This is a genomic window from Rhizobacter sp. (assembly GCF_035702065.1).
Taxonomy (GTDB): domain Bacteria; phylum Pseudomonadota; class Gammaproteobacteria; order Burkholderiales; family Burkholderiaceae_C; genus Rhizobacter.
In genome coordinates this window covers 1-2223 of the sequence record NZ_DASSRA010000021.1, presented here as the reverse complement: position 1 = coordinate 2223, position 2223 = coordinate 1, and the positions used below count along the sequence as shown (strand labels likewise).

The following is a 2223-nucleotide window of genomic DNA, read 5'->3' as shown; positions in this document are numbered from 1 at the left end:
ATGGACGCGATCTACACCACCAAGGTGGGCACGGCCGAGGCCGACCTCGTGATCGCCTGCGACCCCATCGTCGCGGCCAACAAGAGCACGCTGGCGGTGATGCGCGAAGGCCGCAGCTACGTGGCGCTCAACACCCACGGCTCGCCGACCGCCGCCTTCGTGACCAACCCCGACTGGCAGTTCCCCGCCGCCAGCTGCGAGGCGGCCATCACCGCCGCGGCCGGTCAAACGCACGTGGGCATGTTCGATGCCGAACAGCTGGCGGTCGCATTGGTCGGCGATTCGCTCTACACCAACCCGCTGATGCTGGGCTATGCGTGGCAGCAGGGCCGCGTGCCGCTGAGCCTGGCGTCGCTGCTGCGCGCCATCGAGCTCAATGGCGTGCAGGTCGAGAACAACAAGGCCGCCTTCGAGTGGGGCCGCCGCGCGGCGCACGACCTGGCGGCGGTGAAGGCGCTCACCCAGGCGGCGCAGGTGATCGAGTTCGTGCGCAAGCCGGGTGGCAAGCTCGAAGACATCGTGGCGCAGCGCGTGGCGTTCCTCACCCAGTACCAGAACGCGGCCTACGCGGCCCAGTACCAGGCCTTCGTCGAGAAGGTACGCGTGGCCGAAGCACCCCTCAACGGCACCAGACTCAGCGCCGCCGTCGCACGCTACCTCTTCAAGCTGATGGCCTACAAGGACGAGTACGAGGTCGCGCGCCTGCACACCGACAAGAGCTTTCTCGACAAGATCGGCGCGCAGTTCGAAGGCGACTTCACGCTGCGCCACCACCTGGCCCCGCCGCTGCTGGCGAAGAAGAACGACAAGGGCGAGTTGCAGAAGCAGGCCTACGGCCCCTGGGTGCGTTCGGCCTTCGGCGTGCTGGCCAAGCTGAAGGGCTTGCGCGGCACGGCCTTCGACCCCTTCGGCCACACCGAGGAGCGCAAGACCGAGCGTGCCCTGATCGGCGAGTACCGCGCCAGCATCGACGAACTGCTGCGCGGCCTGAACGCCGGCAACCACGGCCAGGCCGTGGTCATCGCCAGCATCCCCGAAGACATCCGCGGCTACGGCCACGTGAAGGCGCGCCACCTGGCGGCCGCACGCGCCAAGTGGGACGGCCTGATGTCTCAGTGGCGCGCGTCAGGCAACCAGCAGGCCGCCTGAGCGCTCAGAACTGGAGAAACGAGAGGCCAAAGCCAATGCTGTTCTGGCGGAAGTTGTAGTCGGTCAGCGTCTCGCCATACCCACTGAAGGCCTGCACGAACCAGCGCACGCCGTTGGGCTGGTCGCGGAAGACGGGGTAGCTCCACTCGAACTGCAGCGAGGTGCCCTTCGAGGCCGGGCGGATCTGCAGCCAGGCGGTGGCCGCGCCCGGCGCCCAGCTCAGGTCGAACTCGAAGTGGCCCCGGTAGTCGACCAGGTCGGGGTTGTTGTCGCGCTCGTAGGGCTCGTCGAAACGCTGGTTGAAGCGCGCGTTGAGCGACCAGTCGCCGCGCTCGATGCCGGCGCCCAGGTAGGCGCGATTCCAGCTGCGCGAGAGCGGGTCGGACTGCCCGTTCGACTGGTGCGCGATGCCGAACTGCGTGTAGCGCCACTTCCAGCCCCCGGGCAGGTCGCGCAGGCCCTCGGCGGTGGGCAGGATGTACATGCCCTCGGGTTCGTAGTCGGTGTTGCGGAAGGGCTTGGAATCGGTGCCGTTCCAGATCTGCCACATGGCCACCTCGCTGAAGGCGAGCCAGACATCGCCGCCCGGCAGCAGCACGTCCTGCAGCACCTTGGTGCGCAGCGAGATCTGGAACTTGGCCTCGACGTTGCGGTAGTTGGGCTTGGGCACCGGCGCCTGCGTGGGCGACTGCGGGTTGCGGTTCACCTGGCTGGTCGCGTGCAGCGGCGCGATGAAGTTGCTGCGGTAGCCCAGCAGGTTGAAGGTGCCGCGCTTGTCCCGGGCATCGAGCTCCCAGAACTTGGAGAGCAGGCTCCCGTCGCCGTTCTTCTCGGTGCCGGGCGTGACCGCCACGTCCTTCGGGGCGATCTCCGAGGTCGGTGTCGGTGAGGTGATGGCTTCGAGCGGCGTGGCGGCAGGGGCCGGAACGGCCTGCGCCCTGCCGGCCAGCCGGTCGTAGCACGCCAGGCGGTCGGCGGCCTGGCCGATGGCGGCACATTCCTGAAGCGTCGGCGGGGGCGGTGTGCCTTGCGCATGCGCCGGGGCCACCAGGGCCGGCAGCAGCAAGGGAGCAA

Annotated in this window: 2 protein-coding genes; one reads left to right on the top strand and one right to left on the bottom strand. The window is 68.6% G+C overall.

Annotated elements, in window-relative coordinates; all coding sequences use genetic code 11:
* A partial coding sequence (locus tag VFL64_RS01040) for a DUF6537 domain-containing protein (protein ID WP_489538521.1) occupies positions 1–1149 on the top strand: 1149 nt, incomplete at its 5' end.
* A 4-nt stretch (positions 1150–1153) separates the two neighbouring features.
* Here the strand turns inward: VFL64_RS01040 and VFL64_RS01035 are convergent.
* The coding region (locus VFL64_RS01035; RefSeq protein WP_489538520.1) for a phospholipase A at positions 1154–2223 on the bottom strand (1070 nt) is incomplete at its 5' end.